28 protein-coding genes are annotated in these 24,015 nt (G+C 40.4%); 23 read left to right on the top strand and 5 right to left on the bottom strand.

Features of this window, described 5'->3' with window-relative positions:
* Nucleotides 1-14 precede the first annotated feature (14 nt).
* The 7 genes from C6Y01_RS07450 (at nt 15) to C6Y01_RS07415 (ending at nt 7,381) form a co-directional block, all read left to right on the top strand.
* Entirely contained in the window at nt 15-851 is an 837-nt protein-coding gene (locus C6Y01_RS07450; RefSeq protein WP_106038003.1) for a helix-turn-helix transcriptional regulator, read from the top strand.
* Nucleotides 852-1,323: 472 nt separating this feature from the next.
* A complete protein-coding gene (locus C6Y01_RS07440) occupies nt 1,324-1,899 on the top strand; it encodes a TetR/AcrR family transcriptional regulator (RefSeq protein WP_003217451.1) in 576 nt (191 codons plus the stop codon).
* Nucleotides 1,900-2,008: 109 nt separating this feature from the next.
* Entirely contained in the window at nt 2,009-2,857 is an 849-nt protein-coding gene (locus C6Y01_RS07435) for an alpha/beta fold hydrolase (RefSeq protein ID WP_106038002.1), read from the top strand.
* A gap of 16 nt (nt 2,858-2,873) precedes the next feature.
* Nucleotides 2,874-3,932, top strand: a complete 1,059-nt coding sequence (locus C6Y01_RS07430) for an alkene reductase (protein ID WP_106038001.1) — start codon at nt 2,874-2,876, stop codon at nt 3,930-3,932.
* A 338-nt stretch (nt 3,933-4,270) separates the two neighbouring features.
* Nucleotides 4,271-5,056 (top strand): SDR family NAD(P)-dependent oxidoreductase, encoded by a 786-nt coding sequence (locus C6Y01_RS07425; RefSeq protein WP_003217300.1) that lies wholly within the window; start codon nt 4,271-4,273, stop codon nt 5,054-5,056.
* Between the two features lie 185 nt (nt 5,057-5,241).
* Nucleotides 5,242-5,994, top strand: a complete 753-nt coding sequence (locus C6Y01_RS07420; RefSeq protein ID WP_106031284.1) for an SDR family NAD(P)-dependent oxidoreductase — start codon at nt 5,242-5,244, stop codon at nt 5,992-5,994.
* A gap of 373 nt (nt 5,995-6,367) precedes the next feature.
* Nucleotides 6,368-7,381 carry an NADP-dependent oxidoreductase gene (locus C6Y01_RS07415; RefSeq protein ID WP_003217281.1) on the top strand — a complete coding sequence of 338 codons (1,014 nt, stop codon included), beginning with the start codon at nt 6,368-6,370 and terminating at the stop codon, nt 7,379-7,381.
* A 450-nt stretch (nt 7,382-7,831) separates the two neighbouring features.
* Here C6Y01_RS07415 and sigK read toward each other — a convergent pair whose 3' ends face one another.
* Complete coding sequence (sigK, locus tag C6Y01_RS07410) at nt 7,832-8,557, bottom strand: RNA polymerase sporulation sigma factor SigK (RefSeq protein ID WP_034620857.1); 726 nt, start codon at nt 8,555-8,557, stop codon at nt 7,832-7,834.
* Nucleotides 8,558-8,791: 234 nt separating this feature from the next.
* On the opposite strand from sigK, the gene C6Y01_RS07405 reads away from it, so the two are divergent.
* The 4 genes from C6Y01_RS07405 to C6Y01_RS18900 all read left to right on the top strand — a co-directional run bounded on the left by C6Y01_RS07405 (nt 8,792) and on the right by C6Y01_RS18900 (nt 11,872).
* Nucleotides 8,792-9,913 (top strand): Rap family tetratricopeptide repeat protein, encoded by a 1,122-nt coding sequence (locus tag C6Y01_RS07405; RefSeq protein ID WP_034661385.1) that lies wholly within the window; start codon nt 8,792-8,794, stop codon nt 9,911-9,913.
* A gap of 177 nt (nt 9,914-10,090) precedes the next feature.
* Nucleotides 10,091-10,831: a polysaccharide deacetylase family protein gene (locus C6Y01_RS07400; RefSeq protein ID WP_106038000.1), complete on the top strand. Its 741-nt coding sequence runs from the start codon at nt 10,091-10,093 to the stop codon at nt 10,829-10,831.
* An 84-nt stretch (nt 10,832-10,915) separates the two neighbouring features.
* Nucleotides 10,916-11,644, top strand: a complete 729-nt coding sequence (locus tag C6Y01_RS07395) for an SGNH/GDSL hydrolase family protein (RefSeq protein WP_223249890.1) — start codon at nt 10,916-10,918, stop codon at nt 11,642-11,644.
* 78 nt (nt 11,645-11,722) lie between these two features.
* On the top strand, nt 11,723-11,872 hold the full coding sequence (locus C6Y01_RS18900) for a hypothetical protein (RefSeq protein ID WP_003217499.1): 150 nt from the start codon (nt 11,723-11,725) through the stop codon (nt 11,870-11,872).
* 135 nt (nt 11,873-12,007) lie between these two features.
* Here C6Y01_RS18900 and C6Y01_RS07390 read toward each other — a convergent pair whose 3' ends face one another.
* Entirely contained in the window at nt 12,008-12,148 is a 141-nt protein-coding gene (locus C6Y01_RS07390) for a sporulation histidine kinase inhibitor Sda (RefSeq protein ID WP_003217327.1), read from the bottom strand.
* Nucleotides 12,149-12,510: 362 nt separating this feature from the next.
* On the opposite strand from C6Y01_RS07390, the gene C6Y01_RS07385 reads away from it, so the two are divergent.
* Genes C6Y01_RS07385 through C6Y01_RS07350 form a run of 8 tightly spaced genes read left to right on the top strand, consistent with a single transcriptional unit; the run spans nt 12,511 to nt 17,528 of the window.
* Nucleotides 12,511-13,032 carry a YqeG family HAD IIIA-type phosphatase gene (locus C6Y01_RS07385; protein ID WP_034662006.1) on the top strand — a complete coding sequence of 174 codons (522 nt, stop codon included), beginning with the start codon at nt 12,511-12,513 and terminating at the stop codon, nt 13,030-13,032.
* A gap of 2 nt (nt 13,033-13,034) precedes the next feature.
* Nucleotides 13,035-14,135: a ribosome biogenesis GTPase YqeH gene (gene yqeH, locus C6Y01_RS07380; protein ID WP_034661381.1), complete on the top strand. Its 1,101-nt coding sequence runs from the start codon at nt 13,035-13,037 to the stop codon at nt 14,133-14,135.
* A gap of 21 nt (nt 14,136-14,156) precedes the next feature.
* Entirely contained in the window at nt 14,157-14,999 is an 843-nt protein-coding gene (gene aroE / locus C6Y01_RS07375) for a shikimate dehydrogenase (RefSeq protein WP_034661380.1), read from the top strand.
* A complete protein-coding gene (yhbY, locus tag C6Y01_RS07370; RefSeq protein ID WP_034661378.1) occupies nt 14,993-15,283 on the top strand; it encodes a ribosome assembly RNA-binding protein YhbY in 291 nt (96 codons plus the stop codon). The genes aroE and yhbY overlap by 7 nt, the downstream gene beginning before the upstream one ends.
* Nucleotides 15,284-15,296: 13 nt before the next feature.
* Nucleotides 15,297-15,866, top strand: coding sequence for a nicotinate-nucleotide adenylyltransferase (locus tag C6Y01_RS07365; protein WP_060596641.1), 570 nt, complete (start codon nt 15,297-15,299; stop codon nt 15,864-15,866).
* Complete coding sequence (gene yqeK, locus C6Y01_RS07360) at nt 15,856-16,419, top strand: bis(5'-nucleosyl)-tetraphosphatase (symmetrical) YqeK (protein WP_034661375.1); 564 nt, start codon at nt 15,856-15,858, stop codon at nt 16,417-16,419. Before C6Y01_RS07365 ends, yqeK begins: the two co-directional genes overlap by 11 nt.
* A gap of 12 nt (nt 16,420-16,431) precedes the next feature.
* Nucleotides 16,432-16,788: a ribosome silencing factor gene (rsfS, locus tag C6Y01_RS07355; protein WP_003217467.1), complete on the top strand. Its 357-nt coding sequence runs from the start codon at nt 16,432-16,434 to the stop codon at nt 16,786-16,788.
* Nucleotides 16,785-17,528 carry a class I SAM-dependent DNA methyltransferase gene (locus C6Y01_RS07350; RefSeq protein WP_034661374.1) on the top strand — a complete coding sequence of 248 codons (744 nt, stop codon included), beginning with the start codon at nt 16,785-16,787 and terminating at the stop codon, nt 17,526-17,528. Before rsfS ends, C6Y01_RS07350 begins: the two co-directional genes overlap by 4 nt.
* Nucleotides 17,529-17,576: 48 nt before the next feature.
* Here C6Y01_RS07350 and comER read toward each other — a convergent pair whose 3' ends face one another.
* Nucleotides 17,577-18,425, bottom strand: coding sequence for a late competence protein ComER (gene comER, locus C6Y01_RS07345; protein ID WP_034661373.1), 849 nt, complete (start codon nt 18,423-18,425; stop codon nt 17,577-17,579).
* A gap of 90 nt (nt 18,426-18,515) precedes the next feature.
* On the opposite strand from comER, the gene C6Y01_RS07340 reads away from it, so the two are divergent.
* The 3 genes from C6Y01_RS07340 (at nt 18,516) to C6Y01_RS07330 (ending at nt 22,100) form a co-directional block, all read left to right on the top strand.
* Nucleotides 18,516-19,145, top strand: coding sequence for a helix-hairpin-helix domain-containing protein (locus tag C6Y01_RS07340; RefSeq protein WP_095285407.1), 630 nt, complete (start codon nt 18,516-18,518; stop codon nt 19,143-19,145).
* Between the two features lie 65 nt (nt 19,146-19,210).
* Entirely contained in the window at nt 19,211-19,780 is a 570-nt protein-coding gene (locus tag C6Y01_RS07335) for a ComE operon protein 2 (protein ID WP_034661371.1), read from the top strand.
* Nucleotides 19,773-22,100, top strand: coding sequence for a DNA internalization-related competence protein ComEC/Rec2 (locus tag C6Y01_RS07330; protein ID WP_106037999.1), 2,328 nt, complete (start codon nt 19,773-19,775; stop codon nt 22,098-22,100). The genes C6Y01_RS07335 and C6Y01_RS07330 overlap by 8 nt, the downstream gene beginning before the upstream one ends.
* A 39-nt stretch (nt 22,101-22,139) precedes the next feature.
* Here C6Y01_RS07330 and C6Y01_RS07325 read toward each other — a convergent pair whose 3' ends face one another.
* Entirely contained in the window at nt 22,140-22,274 is a 135-nt protein-coding gene (locus C6Y01_RS07325) for a YqzM family protein (RefSeq protein WP_012010638.1), read from the bottom strand.
* Nucleotides 22,275-22,511: 237 nt separating this feature from the next.
* Between C6Y01_RS07325 and holA the strand changes: the two genes are divergently transcribed.
* Complete coding sequence (gene holA, locus C6Y01_RS07320; RefSeq protein ID WP_034661369.1) at nt 22,512-23,531, top strand: DNA polymerase III subunit delta; 1,020 nt, start codon at nt 22,512-22,514, stop codon at nt 23,529-23,531.
* 134 nt (nt 23,532-23,665) lie between these two features.
* Here the strand turns inward: holA and rpsT are convergent, their stop codons facing one another.
* Complete coding sequence (gene rpsT / locus C6Y01_RS07315; protein WP_008342485.1) at nt 23,666-23,932, bottom strand: 30S ribosomal protein S20; 267 nt, start codon at nt 23,930-23,932, stop codon at nt 23,666-23,668.
* Nucleotides 23,933-24,015: the final 83 nt, after the last annotated feature.

Raw genomic sequence — 24,015 nt, 5'->3', positions numbered from 1 at the left:
AAAAGGAGATTTTAATGAAACCTGAAACAAGACTTCAAGCTTTATCAGAATTTCTAAAGAATCAACGTTCGAAAATTACTCCTCAAATGGTTGGTTTACCTGTAGGAACCCGCAGAAGAACACCAGGACTAAGAAGAGAGGAAGTGGCTCAACTAGCCGGTGTAAGTCTTACATGGTATACATGGTTAGAACAAGGTAGAGATATAAAAGTGTCTACTTCGGTATTAGATGCTATTTCTCGAGCATTACAATTAAATAACGATGAAAGGAGATATTTGTATGCTCTAGCGTTAGAGGAAGGAGTGAAACAACCCTTTATAAATGAGAAGGAGAAGGAAATCAGTCCGGCTTTAGTGAAAATTTTGCAGGAACTTCGTTATTGTCCAACAATTATATCAGATAGAAGAAGTCAGATTGTTGGGTGGAATCAAGCAGCAGCTAATGTATTTTTGGATTTTGACCAAATCACCCCAGCAGAAAGGAATATCATACGCTTACTATTCGCAAGAAAGGAATTTAAAAGTTTAGCAGTGAATTGGGAGCATTTTGTTAGAGGATATATCGCAATATTTAGAACGTATTATGGACAGTATGTGGCTGATGACTGGTATGAGCAATTTATACAAGAAATGGAACAGGCATATCCTGAGTTTCATAAAATTTGGAATGAAAATGAGATAAGCTCTGCTCCTGAAGTATTAATTGAGTTTCGTCATGCTAAGGTAGGTAAAATGTTGTTTAATCTTACTTCGTTACAAGTGCATGGAGATACTGATTTAAGATGCAGCGTCTATACTCCAGTTGAGAATACTGAAACTGAGCTTAAGTTAAAACGTTTAATTGAAAGCTAACCATATAAAACATATGATGAATTCTAAATTCTTTACCGATCGTTCTTGAATTTGCTATGCTTGAAACACGTTAGATCTAACTGTTTTGCTACTCAAACGAGAGTGATCATTCTTTATTATTTTAGAATGAGGGAGGGATGAATGCATCAATGATTCTTAGTCCTTTCTCAGAATTAAGAGGTAATACGTTCTAAGGTGGGATTATGTCTAGAAATAAATTTGATAAAAAAGAGCATTAAGAAAACAATGGGGCTTTTCTGGGAACAGGGTTATGAAAAAACATTCATGCAAGACTTGGTGACATATGGGTGTTCATCGCAGAAGTATAATTCTTTACTTATCGTTCTAAAAAGGGTATTATGTAATCATGGTTTGTAATTCATGTGTTTATTTTAGAATGTTCATTCTATAATGGATGATGACTTTTGTTTTTGTTAGTATTGGTTCATGGATTTTTTTAAGGAGAATTAAAATGGCTAGAAGTAAAGAGTTTGACGAAAAAGAAGTATTAAGAAAAGCAATGGAGTTATTTTGGGAACAGGGCTATGAAAAAACATCCATGCAAGATTTGGTGGATCATATGGGGATACACCGTAGGAGTATATATGACACATTTGGCGACAAGCGTTCATTGTTTTTAGCTTCCCTTCATCATTATGAAGAGCTCATCGTTAATGAGATGGAAAGCATAATCAGCAGCACTTCATCCATTAAACAGACGATACGTGATGTTTTTATTTTCGTACTGAATTCCATTAAACAATACCCAAAAGGATGTCTATCAGTAAATGCAGCCATTGAATTATCTTTGTTGGACAAAGAAATTGGGCGCATCGTTACAAAAATGTTTAATCGTACTGAAGATATGTTTAATTCCCTTATAAAACAGGGTCAAACTAATGGAGAGCTATCAAAAGAAATCGATTCTGATAACATATCTCGTTTCTTACACAACAATTTGGTAGGTATAAGAGTACTAATAAAAACTGATTACAGTAAAAAAGAATTAGAAGGCATCATTTCTTTAGCACTTTCAGTGTTGGACTAGCTTTCTTTTTTTACCCTTTTTAGAATGTTCATTCTAAAATAAGCATGAAACAAACCAGCATAATGCATAGTTATAAATCGTTTTTTAATTTCTAAGGAGGAACACAAAAATGAGAAATTTTAAAATACCAACAGAATCAGAATTTATTGAAGCAGAAGGAACTCGTTACGCATATAGGAGATTTGGTACAAAAGATGGTATACCAGTAGTATTTCTTGTTCACTTTAGAGGAACGTTGGAAAACTGGGATCCAGACATGCTTGAACCTATTGCAAATAAACGCCCAGTAATCTTATTTGACAATAAAGGGGTTGGTGAGACCGATGGACTAACGCCTACTACAATTGCTGATATGGCAAAAGATACAGCAACATTTATAAAAGCACTTGGATTAGAACAAGTCGACATTCTTGGTTTTTCCATTGGTGGCATGGTTGCACAAGAGCTAGCTTTACAAGAAGGAGATTTAGTAAGAAAAATGATTTTGGCAGGTACTTCACCTGAATCTGGTATTAATCCAAATCCAGAGATTCTTGAAAGAATGAATCGTCACGGCGGAACGGAAGAAGATGGAATAAATGATTTTATGTTCTTTTTCTACGAACAAACCGAAACAAGTAAATCAGCAGGAATAGCTTCACTACAAAGAATTTTTAATCAGAAAAAAGTAAATAGTTCGGAACAAGTAAAAGAGGCACAATTACAAGCTATTGCAAAATGGGCTAAACAAAAATCTAATCATGATTATGAATGGTTACAAAACATCAAACACCCTGTACTTGTCACTAATGGTGTTAATGATGTGATGGTACCGACTAAAAACAGTTATATCTTAGCAGAGAAATTACCCAAAGCACAGCTGATTATATATCCTGATTCTGGTCACGGGCATCTGTTTCAATATCCAGAACTATTTGCAGAACACGTAAATTTATTTCTTGATTCTAATTCTTATTAAAAAGGAGAGTATTCATATGAGCAAATTATTTGAAAAAGTTCGTATTGGAAACATTGAATTAAAAAATCGTATAGGTATGGCTCCGATGACTAGAAATAGAGCTTTACCAGATGGTACGCCGAGCGATTTAGTAGCTGAGTACTATGGTCAGCGTGCTTCAGTCGGTTTAATTATAAGCGAAGGAACCCAACCTTCAGATGATGGGCAAGGTTACACGAATACACCTGGTATTTATACAGAAAATCATATTAGAGGGTGGAAAAAAGTAACTTCTAAAGTTCATAGTGAAGGCGGTCATATTTTTATTCAGCTTATGCATGTAGGACGTGTATCACACCCTGATAACACACCTCACCACCGCCAAGCAGTTGCACCGTCAGCTATTGCACCTGGTGTAGAAATTTTCACGGCAGAAGGAATGAAAGAAATTCCAACACCAAGAGAACTGAGTGAGCTTGAGATAAAAGATGTTATCAATGAGTTTCGTTTAGCAGCACGTTCAGCAATTGAAGCTGGTGCAGACGGAGTTGAAATTCACGGAGCGAATGGTTATCTGATCCAACAATTCCTTAGTGAAAACTCCAATCATCGTCAAGATGCATACGGTGGTACGATTGAGGGGCGTTCTCGATTCGCAATTGAAGTAGCTAAAGCAGTTGTTGATGAAATAGGAGCAGATAGAACAGGCATCCGTTTTTCTCCTCAAGGAACACTGCAAGGCATTGATGAGGGGGAGAATAGCCTTGAGATGTATCGCTATTTAATAAGTGAATTAAATAAGCTTAACCTTGCTTATCTGCATTTAATGCACTTTGGAAACGAGCAATTCCTAAAAGATGTGCGTCAACTTTGGGACCAAGCACTTCTTGTTAACCGTCCAGGTCGTCCTCTAGATCAACTTTCGTCTGATGTAGATAATAATATTGCAGATGTTGTCACAGTAGGCACTTGGGTACTAGCTAATCCAGACTTTGTAGAACGGATTCATTCAGGTGCTCCTCTAAACGAACCTGATAAAAACACGCTCTATACAGGAGGAAAAGAAGGCTATACAGATTATCCTTTCTTAAAATAATTTAATTAATTATGAATATCCCATCTAGGGATATTCATATCTTTTTTTCTTAGATTCTTTATAAATAGATACATGTGCGTTAAGTAAAAATGTGAAGGATTGTCATGAAAGTTTTAGCGATTGAAAACTACGGTGAAAAACCAAATTTTTTTAGACTTCCCTAAGCCCAAAATAAATAATGGCGAGGTCTCAGTTGAGATATATGCGGCAAGTATAAATCCTCTTATACAAAAATTACAATTATCGATAACCTACATCCATAGTAACAACTCGCAGTAAGAAACGCTGTAAAACGTTTTAAAGGTTTAATTAAACTAAAAATGGAGGTGTGCTGTAAAATGAAAAAAACTGTTCTTATCACCGGGGTATCGGGTGGAATTGGCAAAGAGTTGGCGGATCGTTTCGCCAAGGGAGGATATAATTTGGTGCTGGTGGCGCGTAGCGAGGGTAAGCTTTTGGAGCTCGCAAAGGAATATAGGAAAAGATATGGCAGTCAAGCGACGGTCATCGCAAAGGATGTGGCTTCACCCGGTGTGCCGAAAGAGATTTTTGCGGAGCTCAAGGAGAAGGGGATCGTCGTCGACTATCTTGTCAATAATGCCGGCTTCGGTTTGTACGGGACGTTCTTGGAGACGCAGTTAGAACAAGAGACGAATATGATTGACGTCAATATCAAGGCTCTGACTGTTATGACGAAACTGTTCTTGCCGGATATGGTCAAACGAGGCCAAGGAGGCGTGATGAATGTGGCTTCGTTGGTGGCTTTCTTCCCGGGACCTATGATGTCGGTTTACTACGCAACGAAGGCGTACGTGCTGTCGTTCACTGAGGCTTTGGAGAACGAACTGAGCGGTACAGGGGTGACTGTGACGGCACTATGTCCGGGACTGACGTCAACCGGCTTTGTTGAACGTTCGGGTATTGGGGAATCGAAGTTGTTCCAGAGTGGTGCTATCATGGAGGCCGGGCAGGTGGCTGAGGAAGGGTACCGAGGCTTCTTACGCGGCAAGACGTTCATAATGCCAGGGGCTCGAAACCGGTTCATGGCATTCCTTCCACGACTGATGCCGCGCAAAATGGTGACCCGTATGGTCAGATCCACACAGCAAAGAACAGGGCATTGACCTAATTGAGGGTGACCAGGTGGGAGTGGCAGTTGATTATGATCTGCATCTAGCCAAGATCTCGTATTGGAATAAATCGTTCACTAAAAAAGTTACAGAGATTTTTATAAAGACGGAAACCTTCTTATTTGATCTACTGAAACATGGTCAAGAACAAGGAGAAATATTTTTAAGGAGAGAATAATATGAAGTACACAGTTATTACAGGAGCAAGCTCAGGTATCGGATATGAGACAGCATTAGCATTTGCTGCTCGTGGCAAAAACTTAATTATTGCAGCTAGAAGATTAGATAAATTAGAAGAACTTAAATCAACCATTCAGAATCTAAATCCTAGTTTAGATGTTATTATTCGGACAAGTGACCTATCTGTCAAAGATCAGGCATATACACTGTATAACAGTTTAAAGGAGTATCAAATTGAGACTTGGATTAATAATGCTGGTCTTGGTGAAACCTCTTCTGTCATAGATCAGAATTTAGATAAAGTAGAAACCATGTTACGCGTGAACATAGAATCCTTGACAATCCTTTCTACACTATTTGTAAGAGAATATGCTGATGTAGAGGGAACTCAATTAATTAACGTATCCTCAGCACTTGGATATGTAATTGCTGTTGGCAGTGTTGCTTACTCTGCTTCTAAATATTATGTTAGTGCCTTCACCGAAGGGCTTGCAAAAGAACTTGAACTGAAAGGTGCGAAAATGAAGGCAAAAGTTTTAGCACCAGCAATGACGGAAACAGAATTCGCAAAACATGCAAATGATATAAAAGAGTTTGATTACAAAGCAAATCTCCCTATGTACCACACAGCTAAGCAAATGGCAGGTTTTATGATGGAGGTTTATGACAAAGATGAAGTGGTTGGGGTTGTAGATGAAAACTATGAATTTAAGTTGAGAAAGCCGATCTTTCCAATACTAGAAAGCCTTTAAATCTAATTTTTATATATATGGTAACATAATCGTTTAGCGATGGCACCAATGACACGTAGCAGAGCGCAATAGATAAGTATAACTTATGGCAAATATCAAGGTTCCACAAACAGTTTGGGACTGGGAAGTGACTCTCTATTTTTGTAACAAAAAAAAGGGAATGAAAAGTAGTTTTTAAATTGAACCTGCAAAATGGACAGTAATGCTTAAAAAAGGCATACAACTGAAAAATGCTTGACGCATGAATTGCGCTACACTGGCTGACGTGTACTGCATTCGAACGCTATGGGCTGATGAACTCTAACATCTGTTCTACTGATTGAGTGTGGGAACACCAGCTGTAATAATCTCAAGGAAGGATGCTAATGAAAAAATGAAAACACTCATGAAAGCAGCTCAGATCACCAAGTATTCAAAAAATATCCATGCCAAAGTCAATGACATTCCAATTCCAGAAATCGATGAAAACGAAGTCTTGGTAAAGGTCAAAGCTGCGGCAGTCAATCCACTCGAAATGTTAATTATTACAGGCAGCGTGAAACTGATTCAAGATTATGAATTCCCATTAACGCTTGGTAATGAATTGACAGGAGTTATCGAAAAAATCGGAAAAAATGTGACAGAATTTCACGTAGGAGATGCCATCTATACACGTCTTCCCCTTAAAAAAATTGGTGCTTTTGCGGAATATGCCGCAATTGATGCTGCCGCAATTGCACCCATGCCAAAAAATTTGTCTTACGTGGAAGCCGCTGCTGTACCACTGGCTGGACTCACAGCGTATCAAGGTCTACATGAAGAACTTGAGGCACAGTCAGGTAAATCTGTCTTCATTCCAGGTGGATCAGGCAGCTTTGGTCAAATGGCTGTACCAATAGCAAAGGAAATGGGCCTAAATGTCATTGTTAGTGGCAACTCAGAAGCGCGCGAACGCACTTTGGAAATGGGTGCAGACCAATATTTGGATTATGCAATAGAAAACTATGTTGACTTGTTGTCGAATGTGGATTACGTGATTGATACACTGGGACCTAAAGAATTTGACAGTGAATTGAGTATCATCAAACCGGGCGGAAGATTGCTCTCTCTCCGTACAGGACCAAATAAACGTTTCGGGAAATACCTAAATTCCCCATTGTGGAAACGAATATTATTTTCCCTTGCTGGCGCAAATTATGACCGCAAAGCTAAGAAACAAAACGTGGAATATCATTTTATTTTCGTTCGTTCTGACGGCGCACAACTTAAAGAGATTACCAAAATCATTGAAGAAAACAACATTGTTCCAGCAATTCATCCAATACTATTTACTATAGACAACGTAAATGAAGCGCTAGAACTAGTCGCAAATGGACGACCAAAAGGGAAAGTGATTATTAATTTTTAAGGGGAATATGAAGAAAGCAGTCAAAAAATTGAGATCATTTATGTAAAGGATTTTGAAAGGATAGAAAAACTTCAGCAAGCCGGAGTTCTGTATCAGTAATTATAAAACATGGAGAACTAGCCATCCAATTTTCCCTATAAAAAAGTTGGATTTAAGACAGGTGGTTACTTTAACAGACATGCCACGACATGGTAATTACTGTCTGTTTATAAAAAACACTATATATAGACTAGAGATTAAAATTCTTAATCAATAAGATGAAAAAGTAAAGAACAATCCTTGTTTTGACTTATCATTTTTAACCATAATTCACATAAACGTATAGATACGATGGCAAATGAATATAAGGAGTGTAATGGAAATAAGCTCCATAACCAATGATATGGTTTTATTATGTTGAGTGCTTAGTGGAATGAAAAGAAGCCGGAATTTAGACCGGCTTCTTTGATATTATTTCCCCTTCTCCCGCTTCCGTTTCTCCTTCTCCGCCCGGTAAAACTCATGAAACATCTTCATCAGCGCCCGCTTCTCAATACGGGATACATAGCTCCGCGAAATCCCGAGCTCCTTTGCTATTTCCCGCTGCGTTTTTTCTTTCTTTAAATCAAGACCGAACCGGCCGACGATGACTTCTTTTTCTCGGCCGTCGAGAATGTCGATATACTCCTTTACTTTTTCAAGCTCCATGTTGAGCTGAATGGTATCGATCACATCTTCACTTTCTGATTTTAAGACATCAATTAAAGAAATTTCGTTGCCTTCTTTATCCTGACCGATGGGGTCATGTAAGGAGACATCCTTTTTAGTTTTTTTGAGTGCGCGTAAATGCATCAGAATTTCGTTTTCAATACACCTTGCCGCATACGTTGCCAGCTTTGTTCCTTTTCCAGAGGAATAGCTTTCGATGGCTTTAATGAGTCCGATCGTCCCGATGGAGATGAGGTCTTCAGCGTCTTCCCCGGTATTTTCAAATTTCTTGACAATATGGGCGACGAGCCGAAGGTTATGTTCAATCAGCATATTTCTCGCGTGTTCATCGCCCTGTGCCATAAGGGCTAAGTATTTTTTTTCATCATCTCCTGAAAGGGGCTGTGGAAAGGCATTGTTTTTGACATAGGACACTAAGAACACCAATTCTTTGACCATCAATCCCATCGCTGTAAATACTCCTGCCACGATTTTCACCTCCACCATGTTTAGGCCACTGCCTATATCCTCAAATGTATGTGAAGGGGGGATTGTCTGTGTCTGTACGATGAAAAAATCATCTTTTTCGAAAAAAACGGGCTTCTGTTCGTCTGTTTTTGCTGCCCTTCTCATATGTTTGCGGTTTCTTTGCGGTGCTTGGCGGTCAAGAAGCGTGCTAAAATATGTAATATTAGACCGAAAAGGAAGGGGTTTTTTCGGAACATGGGGAAGGTTCTTTCTTCACATGTAGGTATGAAAATTAATGAATGGTATCGAATGATACGGCAGTTCAGTGTTCCAGATGCGGAAATCCTGAAAGCAGAAGTAGAAGCGGAAATTGAACGGATGGAAGAGGACCAGCATTTACTGATTTATTATCAGCTCATGTGTTTTCGGCACCAAATCATGCTTGACTATATACACCCTTCAAAATATCAACCTTTCTCAGTATCTAATCTTGTCGATAAAATCGAAAATTCCAATCATGAGTTATCTGATATGCTGCATTATTACCATGCATTTTTTCGTGGCATGCATGAGTTTAGTCAAAAAGAATATTTAGAAGCCGTCAAATATTATCGAGTGGCAGAAAAACAGCTGTCCATGGTATTTGATGATATTGAGCAGGCTGAGTTTCATTTTAAAGTAGCAGAAGCCTACTATATAATGAAGCAAACGCATGTCTCGATGCATCATATTTTAAAGGCGCTGGAAATATACGATCAGCATGATGCCTACTCTATTCGCATCATTCAGTGTCTTTTTGTTATCTCAGGAAACTATCAAGATCTAAAACGAAAAGACCGGGCACTGCCTCATTTAAAAAAGGCAAAACAGCTCGCATCACAGATTGATCATCCGCGGATATACAGTTCAGCGCTTTATAATTTAGGAAAATGTTATGGGGAGCTGGGCTATAGAGAGGAAGCAGAACGCTATTTAACGGAATCGGCTGATATTGCCTGTAAAGAGCAGCTTCCCACGCTTCCGCATACGCTCTATACGCTGGCAAAACTGCTTTTTAGACAAAATGAACAAGTGGAAGCACGCCGCATATTAGAAGATGGAAAATTAGCTGCAAAGAAGCATGAAGACCAGCTGTTTTGTCATATGTTTGAGTATCTGGATGCTTTATATGTTCAAGGAATGAATGAAGAACAACTGCAAAAAACCATTGATTATTTGGAAAAACTTAGCCTATACTCTTATATAGAGGATATCTCACTAGAAATTGCGACAGCCTTAGAAGCCTCTCAACAATACCAGAAGTCCAACCAGTATTATCAGAAATTATTATGGGCTCAAAATCAAATCCAAGAAGGAGAGTGTCTGTATGAATTCTAAGCAACGTTCGACAGTTGAAGAGAGAAACCAAACGTGAAACAAAAAGCGGGCCTGATGGGCCGGCTTTTTTTTATGTCAAAAAAGAAGTCAGAGATGCGGACCGTGACTATGAATGCTGAATGATTCATCAAAAAGCGGGCAATTTAATCTGTAAGAATGTTCTGTGGAGGCGGTCAAATGAGAGGGTTGCATGTCTTGATGTGTATATTGCTGCTATGTGCTTTTGTTCCTAATGAAGTAGAGGCATATACATTAAAACGAGTCGATCTTGAAAAAACGGGACATGCCTTTTGGGACATGAGAGCGGAACGGAAAAAGATTGCGATCACCTTTGATGATGGACCTCATCCAGTTTACACGAATCAAATATTGGATGTGCTGAAGCAGCATCAAGTAAATGCCAGCTTTTTTGTCGTAGGAAGCCGGATTCACGCATATCCAAAGATCGCAGAACGGATTGTGGACGAAGGAAATGAGCTTGGCAATCACACGATGAATCATACGTATTTTGACCTGTTATCCTCAAAAGAAATCAAGCAGGAGTTAAAAGAATCAGCGGCTCATATCGCTTCACTTCAGCCTGGCGGACCCTTATTATTTCGCCCCCCTGGCGGCCGCTTGACGATGACATCATTCCGCATTTTGTCAAAGCAAGGATATGATGTGGTCATGTGGTCCTTTACGCAAGATCCGAAGGACTGGTCAAGACCAGGCTCACGCAAAATTGCGAGCCGGATTATTGATCATATTCAAGGCGGCGATATCATTCTTTTGCATGATGGCGGGGGCAATCGGAAGCAGACGGTAGAAGCACTGAAACAAGTGATTCCTGAATTAAAGGATCGAGGCTATGAATTTGTCAAAGTGAGCGAACTGCTGCATCATGACAAAGCGTATGTACCTGTTCAACTGCAATAGGAAGCATTCGTCAAAAACAGTCATTCATTGAAACCAAAAGTCTTGTCGTTTACTATATGAAGAGGGCTTTTGGAGGTGAATGTTGTGAAGAAATGTGTTGTCCTTTTTATCCTGCTTTGTGTCGCTGCTGGGTGCTCAAAGCCAGAACAAGAAAGTGTCATTGCATTTGGCGACAGCAATACAAGGGGATCAAACTGGGACTTTCGAGATTATCCAACATCTGAAAAATGGGTGAATCTCATGAAAAACGTCGAGCGCGGCCAAATTCAAGTGAAGAATGCAGGCATTGGCGGGCAGACAACTGAAGACGCGAAGCTTCGCTTTGAGCAGGATATTTTAAAGCAGAAACCAACTTACGTCCTCATCATGTTCGGTACGAATGATGCGGCGATTTTAGATGGGAAACATCCCCGCGTGACGAAAAAACGATTTAAAGAAAATGTATCCTACTTCATTTCTGAAAGTAGAAAAGAAGGCATTACCCCGATTCTCATGACCTGTGTACCTGTTGTAGAAGGCGGAAAAAAGGGCTTGTATTACTACTCTAGGTATAAGTCATCTTATTTTGCTGAGAGAGGCGGGGCAAGAGCTTGGCAAAATTCCTATAATGACATTACGAGAGAAATAGCCAAGGATCAGCAAGTACCGCTTGTCGACAATTGGAAAGCGTTCATCCGAGAAGCTGGTGAAGATAGTGACAATGCGCTGATTCAATCAGGTTTGATCGACCCTTCTGGCAATCATATGACGCCAAAAGGGGCAAGAATTATTTATAACGAAATCAAAGAGCGTGATGTCATCAAACATTTTTAAATGATGGCCATCTGCCTAAACAAGACCATCCATCCAGCATAGTCTAACAGTATATCTTCCTAGAAGGAGGTAACTGATATGTGGGGATGCCCTTATCCTTACCCTGCGTGTTCACCTTATCCAGCTCAAGGAGCAGGAATCGGTTACGCTTTTCTTGTTGTGTTCCTTGTGGTCATTTTGGTCGTAGGCGGAGGGTTATGGTTTTGGAATGAACAGCCTTGCAAATAAGACACCTCTTCTTTGATGAGAAGGGGTGTTTTTTACGGAAAATAGTAGTAAGCCTATAGCGCAAGTGATATAATATCAGTCACCTGAGTTTAAAAAAGGAGAGTGCTCGGGAGGCATGGTTCCTGCGAAATGGAATTAAGAGGAAACAGAGAGCATATGCCCGAGCGAACGTCTTTTCATTTCTGTCTCAATTAATTCAATGAAGTCGCGATTTAAGTTCATTTCATTTGCTTTATAATACGATTCTATAAGTAAATCATCTGACAGCTTTTTCATACTAGAAACCCATATGATGGGAAAAACACCTCCCCTGAAAAAGTTGGCATAAAACTTAAGGAAAAGACATATCATCATAGGTTGATCGAATGTCTCTGAAGTACCTTTAATCTACCATGAATGGGAAACAAGAACAATCGTTCTGTTATCCACATGGTGAAGTGGATAACTTGTGGGTAGAGTGTTTATAATTGAATGAAAGCGTGATGAAATATAGGTGGATAATGTGTGTAAAATTATCCACACCTGTTGAAGGTCCTCGTCATATGTCGAAAACTTTTTCATTGTATTCGATAGACAGACAAATTGTGATTTGATTCGACACAATCGCTGAAAAACCAATGGAAGAAAGGGTGCAAATTGTGCTAAAGAAGTATTTCTTACCGGATGAATTTGTGAAAAGCATTTTCCACATTTCACCGCAAAAACTAAAAGAACGAAATGTAAAAGGAATTATTACCGATTTAGATAACACACTAGTAGAATGGGACCGTCCAAGTGCGACGCCCCGCTTAATTGAATGGTTTCAAGAAATGAAGGATCACGGGATACAAGTGACGATTGTATCGAACAATAATGAAAAAAGGGTCAAGCTTTTTTCTGAACCAGTTCATATCCCGTTTATTTATAAAGCGAAAAAGCCTATGGGAAGAGCCTTTAATAAGGCAGTCTCTGATATGCAATTGAAAAAAGAAGATGTGGTGGTCATTGGGGATCAGCTCATGACCGATGTACTAGGCGGGAATCGTCATGGCTTCCATACGATTTTGGTCGTCCCTGTCGCTGCCTCGGACGGATTTTTCACCAAGTTTAACAGGCAGATTGAACGCAGAATTTTAGGAGCCTTAAAGCGTAAGGGCCACATTCAGTGGGAGGAAGAGTAATAATGGAAAAGGTTGTTTGTATTGGCTGCGGTGTAGCCATTCAGACGGAAGATAAAGATCAATTAGGATATGCGCCGGCAGCATCTCTATTGAAAGAAGATGTGATCTGTCAGCGCTGTTTTAGGTTAAAGAACTACAATGAAATACAAGATGTTTCTTTAACAGAAGACGACTTTTTAAATATATTGCACAGCATTGGAGAGACAGATTCTCTGATTGTAAAGGTCGTTGATATTTTTGACTTTAACGGAAGCTGGATCAATGGGCTGAGTCGTATTGTCGGTGGTAATCCGATTTTACTCGTCGGCAACAAAGTAGATATTTTACCGAAATCCGTGAAAAAAGATCGTCTGATTCATTGGATGAAACGGGAAGCGAAAGAAAACGGATTGAACCCGATCGATGTTTTCTTAATCAGTGCAAGCAGAGGTCAGGGCGTACCTGAGGTGATGGAAGCGATCGATCATTACCGTGAGGGAAGAAATGTCTATGTCGTCGGCTGTACGAATGTTGGAAAATCAACATTTATCAATCGAATCATCAAAGAAGTATCTGGCGAAGAGAACGTGATCACCACATCCCAATATCCAGGTACAACACTTGATGCCATTGAGATCCCGCTTGATGACGGATCTGCTCTATTTGATACGCCGGGCATTATCAACCGTCATCAGATGGCGCACTATGTCAGCAAAAATGACTTGAAGATCTTAACGCCGAAAAAAGAATTGAAACCGAGAACGTTCCAATTAAATGAAGCACAAACGCTTTATTTTGGCGGCCTTGCTCGATTTGATTATGTAAAAGGCGGCAGAACGTCATTTGTCTGCTATATGCCAAATGAGCTGAACATACACAGAACAAAGTTAGAGAACGCAGATGATTTATATGAAAAACATGCCGGGGAACTGCTATCACCGCCATCAAAAGAGGGGATGGAAGATTTCCCTCCGCTCGTTCCGCATACCTTTACGATTGATCAGCCGAAAATGGACATCGTCTTTTCAGGCTTAGGATGGGTAACGGCAAATGATGCAGGGAAGCAAATCAAAGTCTATGCGCCAAAAGGCGTTCATGTGTTTATGAGACGTTCGTTAATTTAAATGTTCAAAGGGGGAGAGACCTTGAAACCTTTATACGGATTAATCGGTAACCCTGTTGGTCATTCAATGTCTCCGGATATTCATAATGCAGCATTGAAGGATGCTGGGATTGATGGACATTATCATGGCTTTCAAGTAGAAGACGAAGACCTTAAAGATGCCATTCGCGGTATGAAAGCCTTAGGAATAAGCGGCTTTAACGTCACTGTTCCGCACAAGGTAGACATTATGCAGTACCTTGATAAAATTGATGTGACAGCTGAACGCCTGCGTGCAGTCAATACGGTGCGGCTTGAAGGAGGTCAGCTCGTCGGGTACAACACAGATGGAGAGGGCTTTCTTCATTCATTGCTTGAAGCCTTGGATCAGCCTTTAACAGAGCTGTCATTTCTAATGATTGGTGCTGGCGGAGCAGCAAGAGCGATTTATACGACAATCGCTGACTATGCACCGAAAAGCTTTGATATCACCAACCGCACCATTGAAAAAGCTGAGGCTTTAATTGAAAGTGCAGATGGGAACATCACATCTAGTGCCATTACTTTAAAGACAGCAGAAGAACGACTTGGGGAATATGATGTCATCATCCATACGACCTCAATCGGTATGTACCCGAATGTTGAAGAAACCCCGATTTCTTTAGCAAACGCAAAAAAAACAGCGGTCGTTTGTGATATTGTGTATAATCCAATAGAAACAAAGCTGCTCAAAGAAGCAGCCGGGTTAGGTTTGAAAACAGTAGATGGTGTCGGCATGTTTGTTGGACAAGCAGCAAGAGCCTTTGAACTGTGGACAGGCATCACGCCTGACGCCAGAAAAATGAAGTCAATTGTAATAGAGAAATTAGGAGGAACACCATGTTAAAAGGGAAACAAAAACGTTTTTTACGTGCAAAAGCACATCATTTATCACCTATTTTTCAAGTAGGAAAAGGCGGGGTAAATGACAATATGATCAAGCAAATTTCCGAGGCGCTTGAAGTAAGAGAACTGTTAAAGGTCAGCGTATTACAAAACTGCGACGAGGACAAAACGGAAGTTGCGAAAGCACTTGTAAAAGGTGCAAAAGCTGAACTTGTTCAAACGATCGGAAATGTGATTGTCCTTTATAAAGAATCGAAGGAAAATAAACAAATTAAGCTGCCGTAAAGGTGGATGTGATATGAAAAAAATAGGGTTGTTTGGCGGTACGTTTGATCCTCCTCATAATGGGCATTTGCTGATGGCGAATGAGGTGCGTTTTCAAGTAGGGCTTGATGAAATGTGGTTTATCCCAAATCACAAGCCCCCTCATAAAACAGACCGGAAACGAGCAGATAGTCGTCACCGGGTGAAAATGGTGGAAGCGGCGATCCAGTCAAATCCACATTTTCGGCTGGAGCTCATTGAAATGGAGCGAGAGGGTCCATCTTATACAGTGGATACGGTGGAGCTTTTAAAGAAGCGTCATCCTGAAGATGAGTTCTTTTTTATGATTGGAGCGGACATGGTCGAGTATTTGCCAAAATGGCATCGGATTGATGATTTGCTTCAGATGATCACCTTTATTGGGATGAAAAGACCGGGTTATGCCGGAAGTACGGCATATCCTCTTTTATTTGCAGATGTTCCAGCTTTTGATGTATCATCGACATTGATTAGGCAGCGAATAAAGCAGGAAAAACCTGTCGATTATTTGATACCGAAAGCTGTTGAGCGTTATATAAAGGAGCATCATTTATATGAATCGTGAAGAAGCATTGAACTGTGTCAAAGAGCAGTTAACAGAGCATAGATATACACATACACTCGGGGTCATGAGTGCAGCCATTTCATTAGCGGAACGGTTCGGTGCAGATGTGAAAAAAGCAGAGATCGCCGCTATTTTTCATGATTATGCGAAATTTAGACCAAAGGAAGAAATGAAGGGAATTATCCAGAAGGAACAGATGAACCCTCTATTGCTTGAATATTCGCCTGAGCTTTGGCATGCCCCGGTTGGTGCTTATCTGGTTAAAAAGGAAGCGGGCATTGACGATCAAGACATTTTAACTGCCATTGAATTTCATACATCAGGCAGGCCAAACATGACATTACTTGAAAAGGTCATTTATGTCGCTGATTATATCGAACCAGGACGTCATTTCCCTGGTGTTGAAGAAGTAAGAGAGTTAGCAGAGCATGATTTGGATAGCGCGCTGGTTCAGTCACTAAAAAACACCATCAGCTTCTTATTGAAAAAGAATCAGCCAGTCTTTCCAGATACATTGGCTACTTACAACTCGCTTGTGCATAAGAACAATTAAGGAGGAATTTGGATGGATTCATCATCAATTTTAAACGTCGCGGCAGGAGCATGCGATGATAAACGGGCTGAGGATATTATTGCCCTTAATATGCAAGGAATCTCACTTGTTGCCGATTATTTTCTCATTTGTCACGGGAACTCTGATAAGCAAGTGCAGGCCATTGCAAGAGAAGTAAAACATCTTGCAGAGGAAAGTGGAATCGAAGTGAAGAAGATGGAAGGCTTTGATGAAGCAAGATGGGTATTGATTGATCTTGGTGATGTCATTGCTCATGTGTTCCACAAAGAAGAAAGAGGATACTACAACCTAGAGAAGCTATGGGGAGATGCGCCGAGAGAAACGCTTTCACTTGGCATTAACTCATGATTTATCAAGGGTTTGCAGGTGTGTATGACGAGCTCATGACACATGCACCTTATGATGAATGGGTTCAGTGGATCCAGCAGAATATCAAACCGAATGCTGCCATTATTGATGTTGGCTGTGGGACTGGAGAAATTTCTCTTCGGTTAGCTGAAAAGGGCCACACAGTCACAGGAATTGACCTCAGTGAAGAAATGCTGGTCTTCGCGCAGCAAAAAGCACAGGCGAAAAAGCAGTCCATTCAATTTTTACATCAAGATATGAGAGAGCTTACGGGTTTTGAGCAAGTCTTTCAAGCAGCGGTTATTTGCTGTGATTCCTTGAATTACTTAAAAAACGAAAATGACGTCAAAAAAACCTTTAAAAACATGTTTCAGCTTTTAGAGGCAGATGGGGTTTTACTCTTTGATGTTCATACACCTTATAAAATGGAAGAGGTATTCCCAGGTTCGACTTATGCCGATCAAGATGAAGAGATCAGCTATATTTGGCAGAGTGATAAAGGGGATGACATGTATTCGGTCATTCACGATTTAAGCTTTTTTGTAAAGGACGGAGACGTGTATCAGCGTTATGATGAGACACATGAACAGCGTACATTTCCATTTGAGACATATGCGGCGTTCCTTGAGTCCGCTGGCTTTGAACAGATAGAAGTGACCGCTGATTTTACAAATGAAGTCCCTGGGGAATTCGCCGAAAGATATTTCATTTCAGCTAAGAAACCAAAAACCATCGTTTAATGGAACGATGGTTTTTTAAAACCCTTTTTTCGCTTGTTGCAGAGATGATTAATTTCTGCGATCATCAGTAAACACACTTGGCGGGTATTGATGCGCAACCGCTTCAAGGTCTTCATCGAATTTTTCATGGGTGTTTTGAAAGAGGCGGTGAAACATATCTTGAACACCTGCTTCAAGTGCTTTAATCCCTTCACCAGTGACGCCGCCTTTAACACACACTTTGTCTTGCAGTGTCGGAAGGGTATAGACTCTTTTTTCAATCAAACGGCCAAGTCCTACAAGCATATCTTCTGATAAGGTGGTGGCTTCTTCTTTAGAAATATCTGTTTCTTCGACAGCTGCTTCAATCATTTTCTGAACGAGAAAGCTGATAAAGGCAGGACCGCAGCTGACGATATCTGACGCCGCTCTTGTAATCGAATGATGAATCTCAATGGGTGTTGAAATGCAGGAAGCTAACTGTCTTAACGCTGTTTTCGTCGCGACACTGCATGACGATCCAAATGTTAAAAGTGACGCTCCTGATAAAGCACGGTTCGTAATGCTTGGAATCAGCCTGGCTGTTTGACAAGGAACGATATCCTGAAGCTGTTCAGGGTGAACCGGACTTGTAATGATGACAATGGTTTGCTGCTCTGTTAAAAGAGGGCTCAGTTCTTTTAAAAGTGGATAAATATCAAGCGGCTTGACACAAACAAAGATAAAATCTTTATTCATGACAGCTCCTGTAAGCTGTTTCGTTACTTCAAGCTCTGGGTGGTTCTTTTTTATATTGAACGCTTTTTCTATGGTCCGGTTTGTGATGGTGATGGATGAGGGATTGACTGCCTTTGATTCAATAAATGCCTCAGTAAGTATGGTACCCATGTTTCCTGTACCGATTATCCCGATATTCAAACGTTCTCCCTCCTTAGGCGCATAGGATCTGTTATCTTCTAAACAGTATGTTGAGCAATAGAAAAATATGATTGAAAGAAGCGTGAGCACGTGAAGCGACTCATTCCATTGAAAAAATACAGTCTTTATATCGGAGCTGGGCTCATGGTCGTGATCATCATCACTTTCTTCCTTTTCGCAGGAAATAGGGAGAGCAGCAGAGAGCCAAGTGTATTGAAGGAAGATAAAGACATACAAGTCACATTAGAAGACAAACAAGAAAAGACCGATAATGAATCATCTCCCATTTTTGTAGAGGTCAAAGGAGCTGTGAAAAAGCCAGGGGTTTATACGTTTCAATTTGATGCACGGGTAGAAGAAGCGATTCGGAGAGCAGGGGGCTTTACTAGTAAAGCAGACACGATTGAAATCAATCAAGCAGCAAAATTAGAGGACAGTATGATGATTTATGTCCGGAAGCAGGGAGAAGCGGAGAGGCAGACGCAAATAGCAGCTGCTGACGCTCCATCGGGTAATGAAAAGAGTCAAGGTGTCAATGTCAATCAGGCTGATGCGGCGGAATTGCAAACCATTAACGGAATAGGGCCAGCTAAAGCAGAAGCCATCATTACGTACAGAGAGGAACACGGGGAATTTCAACAAATTGAAGATTTGCGGAACATTTCAGGTTTTGGGGAGAAGACCATTGAACGGCTGAAAAGTGAATTGACCGTGAAGTAGAATTGACGGTATAGAAGGAAGGCATGTACACTTAATACCAACCATCATTCTGGAGGGATCAGCTCGTGGAAAGAATTTCATGGAATCAATATTTTATGGCACAAAGCCATTTGCTTGCTTTACGAAGCACCTGTGAGCGGTTAGCTGTTGGGGCGACCATCGTCAGAGACAAGCGTATCATTGCAGGGGGATATAATGGCTCAATTGCTGGTGATGTCCATTGTGCAGATGTGGGATGCTATGTCATTGATCATCACTGCGTTCGCACCATCCATGCGGAAATGAACGCTATTTTACAATGTGCCAAATTTGGTGCACCTACAGCGGATGCTGAAATATATGTCACGCATTTTCCTTGTTTGCAGTGCTGTAAAGCCATTATTCAAGCAGGTATTCGAACCGTGTACTATGCAAAGGATTATAAAAATCACCCATATGCCGTTGATTTATTTGAGCAGGCAGGTGTTCAAACGGAACAAGTTGAACTGGATGAAATGATCATCGACTTAAAAAATCAAGAAAAATTGGCCTTTGTTGCAGATTTAATTGGCAAGCTAAGTGAATCAGGACTTAGTGAAACAGAAATTCGCGTTATGCATGAGAAGGCGAATCAATTATTTACTTCCTATGTTTAATTATTTGCCGTTTGGGGCAATTTCAGCAGCTGTTGGAATTGCTCTGGCTGCATATCATCTTCATGTGTATTTCCTTCTCTTTCTTCTCATCATATTACTTCTCAGCCTACTGAAAAAAATTCCCAAGCTCTTTCTCATGATCAGCCTATGTGGAGCTGTTTATACTCTTATTTTTATGGTTCATGAGTTTTTTGAAACGGATCAACCTGTACAAGAAAAATTTCTTTCCGGCTCCGTTGTGATTGAAAGTATTCCGAAGACAGATGGCAATCGTTTTTCAGCAACTGTGTCAACAGAACATGAACGGCTAGCTGCTTTCTATACCATTCAAACAGAGCGTGAAAAAGAGGCGCTAAAAGATGTAGAGCCAGGTATGAGCTGTCATATGACAGGTGATGTTCGGCCGCCTAAACACGCAACCATTCCTAACGGGTTTCAATATGATCAATTTCTAAAATCAAAAGGCATTAGCGCCATTTTCTTACCGCAGTCAATCAAAGGCTGTACAAAAAAAGACAGACCTTCCTATTATCTTCAAGCGATGAGGCAAAAGGGCTTAAAATTCTTAGAAGATCATGTGCCGAAAAACTCTGTAGGCATTGTACAGGCCCTTATTTTTGGTGATCGTGAGTTGATTGATCCTGACACATTAAGAGACTATCAAATGCTCGGCATTATTCATCTGTTAGCGATCTCAGGACTGCATGTGCAAACGCTTCTTGCCTGTTTATTTTGGTGTCTGCTTCGTGCCGGTGTGACAAGAGAGACAGCACGTATTCTTCTATTATGCTTTCTTCCTGTTTATGCTTGTTTGACAGGTGCTGCACCATCGGTTTTAAGAGCTTGTCTCATGGCAGGAATCCATTTAGTGATGACGAGCCTGCCGAAAGAAATGAAACAGCCTTCTGCTGTCGTATTAAGCGCAACGTTTTTACTCTTATTAGCGTTTCATCCTCTATATCTATTTGATATCGGATTTCAGCTTTCATTCGTGGTAACGTTCTTTATTTTGTTATCGACCAGAATCTTATCACAAGCGAAAAGTGCAGTGATGCAGTTATTCCTTATATCCTTTGTTGCGCAGCTTGCCTCGCTTCCTGTTCTTTTATATCATTTTCAGCAATTTTCTTTGCTGAGCATCCCATTGAATATGATGTTTGTCCCTTTTTATACGACGGTTGTCCTGCCTCTGTCCTTACTCTTTTTTCTTTTGTCCATCATTTATCTCCCTCTTGGACAAGTATTGTTCCAGCTGCTTGATTCGGTCATCCAGCTAAGTCATCAGTTGTCAGCACATATGGCAGTTTTTGATGGGTTTAACTTGATTTTTATGAAATCTACTTGGTGGCATATTCTTCTGGAAGTGAGTGCCATTGTTTTTCTGCTGTTTGTGATGGAGTGCAAAGCTTCTGTGAAATCCTATTCTGTGCCAATTCTTTTTTTCATTGGTGTTTTGAGTGTACACTTTTTTACTCCGAACTTTCTCCAAAAAGGGGAGGTCACGATGCTGGATGTAGGGCAGGGGGATAGTTTGTTTATTCAACTGCCCTATCGAAAGGGGCATCTGCTTGTGGATACAGGGGGCAGACTTTCTTTTGAAGAGGAACCGTGGAAAAAAAGACGTAAAGTATCTACGATCGGTGATCAAACGCTGATCCCGTTTCTGCATTCTAAAGGTATAGCAAAACTTGATGTGCTGATTCTCACGCATGCGGATCAAGATCACATGGGAGAAGCGGTTCGTTTAATCAACCGAAATAAAGTAAAGCGGCTGGCCATACCAAAAGGCTTTGCCCGAAGTCCAGAGGACGCAAAGCTGCTAAGAGAAGCAGCTAAAAAAGGGATATTTATTGATGAATTAGAAAGAGGAGATCAGCTCCGAGTTGGAGAGCACATATTTGAGGTTCTGCACCCTTCGCAAGACCGGGTGACAAGTAAGAACAATGATTCACTCGTTCTGGCTTTTACTCTTGGTGGGAAACGTTTTCTGTTCACTGGAGACCTTGAACAAGAAGGGGAACGAGACATCATAGAAGCCTATCCCCACCTGCGAGCGGATGTCTTAAAGGTTGGGCATCATGGCAGTAAAGGGTCAACAAGTGAGGAGTGGCTTCGACATCTGGAGCCGTCCTATGCACTCATTTCGGCTGGTGAACGCAATCGTTATCAGCATCCTCATCAGGAAGTTTTGAAAAAACTAAAGGATCATCAAATGGAGGTGTACCGCACAGATCGAGACGGAAGTGTGACCTATGAATTTCTTGAGAAGAAAGGAACGTTTTACACGCAACCTCCATATGATATCTTACAAAATCAATAAAAAAACTGCCAAAACGGCAGTCATTTAGCAATCATGAAGTTAAGATCCAACGAGGTGTATAATTGTTGCCAAAATAAACATTGAGGCGAAAAATCCGAATGTGACGATAAAACCAACGGCTGAGTCGGTCACATCATTCCGCTTGCTTTGAACATTTTTTTCAAATTCATTCATTTTCATCCCTCCTGGCTAATTTTAGTATACTTGAACTCATTTGGAATTGCTAGAAGGTAAAGTAACCGTTTTCCATTTTCATGATCATTTTATGAATATCGTCTGACAGCGAGCTGACCCGGGAGCTTGCACCAGACGTTTACTATAAATGAGGAGGCGGCACTTTCAGCTTCCTCTTTACTAATGTCTTCACACACTTTAGGATAGAGGAGGAAGTGAAAGAGAGGGATTCAATTTATGGTCTTTGAAGTTTGGAACAATTTAAAAAGAGGGGATATCCATCCCGTTTATTGCTTATATGGAAAAGAAACGTATTTACTGCAAGAAACAGCAGCAAAATTAAGACAAGCTGTAGTAGACGAGGAGACGAAGGATTTTAATTACTCCGTCTTTGATATGGAAGAGGTGCCGCTTGAACAGGCTGTGACGGATGCAGAAACCTTTCCGTTTATGGGAGAAAGGCGTCTCGTTGTGATCAAGAATCCTTATTTTCTTACAGCGGAAAAGAAAAAGGAGAAGATTGAGCATGAGCTTTCTGTGTTAGAAGCTTATTTAGAAAAGCCGGCGCCTTATACCATTCTCGTGTTATTAGCACCATATGAAAAGCTGGATGAACGGAAGAAAATCACCAAATTGCTAAAAAAGAAAGCGGCTATGGTTGAGGCAAAAGAGTTAAACCCAAAAGAAACAACGGATTTCACCATTACACTGGTGAAAACAGAAGGAAAGGCGATGACATCTGAAGCGGCTGAGCAGCTTGTGATGCTATGCGGTGGGAGTCTATCCACATTGTTTCAAGAGGTCAGGAAGCTGAGTACATATATTGGAGAACGAGAAGAAATTGAATTAGCGGATGTCAATCAGCTCGTTGCAAGAAGCTTAGAGCAGAATATTTTCGAATTAATTAACCAAATTGTCAACAGACGCCGCTCTGAGGCCATGCAGATGTTTTATGATTTGCTGAAACAAAATGAGGAACCCATTAAAATATTAGCACTCATATCAACTCAATTTCGATTGATTTTGCAGACGAAGTATTTCGCTCAGCAAGGATATGGGCAAAAACAAATTGCTTCAAATCTAAAAGTCCACCCATTCCGCGTCAAACTTGCTATGGATCAGGCAAGGCTGTTTTCAGAAGAAGAGCTCAAGCAGATTGTCAAAGAGCTATCAACGATCGATTATGAAATGAAAACCGGTAAAAAGGACAAGCAGCTATTGTTAGAATTGTTCCTGCTTCGACTATTGGGCGCTTGAACATAAAAAAACGACCTTCTAAAAAGAGGGTCGTTTTTGTTTAGATGTATAATTGCCAGTCTGTCCTAATGGCTGAGCCGGTCAGGACGGACGTACAGTTAAACAGTTGCCTCATCACTGAGGCGTTGCAAGCATTATGCAGAAAGTCCGTTTACTTGTTTAGCAAGTCTTGACTTGTAACGCGCAGCTGCGTTTTTGTGTACAAGACCAGTTTTAACGGCTTTGTCAATGCGTTTTGCAGCAGAAGAAAGAGCAGCTTTTGCTTGCTCAGCATCGTTGTTAGCTACAGAAACTTCAACTTGTTTAATCGCAGTACGCATCGCAGACTTGATTGTTGCGTTATGTGCACGGCGTTCGTTATTCGTTTTTGTACGTTTGATCGCTGATTTAATATTTGGCATGTGTTTCACCTCCTAAGATACAACCTAAACACAATTGTCTTAAGGTTAAATCTTCACAATAGAACAAGTTGTATTCTATCAAA

Origin of the sequence: Bacillus sp. NMCC46 (genome assembly GCF_002998465.1) — a bacterium.
In the GTDB taxonomy this organism is placed as follows: Bacteria; Bacillota; Bacilli; order Bacillales; family Bacillaceae; genus Bacillus.
The sequence above is the reverse complement of the archived record's forward strand: the minus strand, read 5'-3'. Positions and strand labels throughout refer to the sequence as shown.